At 60.6% G+C, this 439-nt stretch carries 1 protein-coding gene; it reads left to right on the top strand.

Features of this window, described 5'->3' with window-relative positions; translation table 11 throughout:
• The coding region (locus ACYJRZ_RS31970; RefSeq protein ID WP_459465549.1) for a methyl-accepting chemotaxis protein at positions 1-439 on the top strand (439 nt) is incomplete at both ends.

Below are 439 nucleotides of genomic sequence, written 5' to 3'. Positions count from 1 at the left end.
CATTGCCGCCGCCTCGCAGGAAATCCGAACCGCTTCCGATGATCTCTCCCGCCGCACGGAGCAGCAGGCTGCTTCCGTCGAGGAGACGGCCGCCGCTCTCGAGGAGATCACTACGACCGTATCTGGCTCGAGCAATCGGGCTCAGGAAGCTGGCCAGCTCGTGCGCAGGACGAAGGAGAATGCCGAACGCTCGGGCCTCGTGGTTCGACAGGCGGTTGAAGCAATGGGTAAGATCGAAGCCTCAGCATCGGAGATCGCCAATATCATTGGTGTGATCGACGAGATCGCATTTCAGACAAATCTGCTGGCCTTGAATGCGGGCGTTGAAGCCGCTCGCGCTGGCGACGCAGGCAAGGGCTTTGCGGTTGTCGCACAAGAGGTTCGTGAGCTTGCCCAACGCTCTGCCAAGGCCGCGAAGGAGATCAAGGATCTGATCGGT

The sequence above is a fragment of the Rhizobium sp. No.120 genome, from assembly GCF_054558365.1.
Note: the sequence above shows the minus strand (reverse complement) of the source record. Positions and strands in the feature narration are given on the sequence as shown.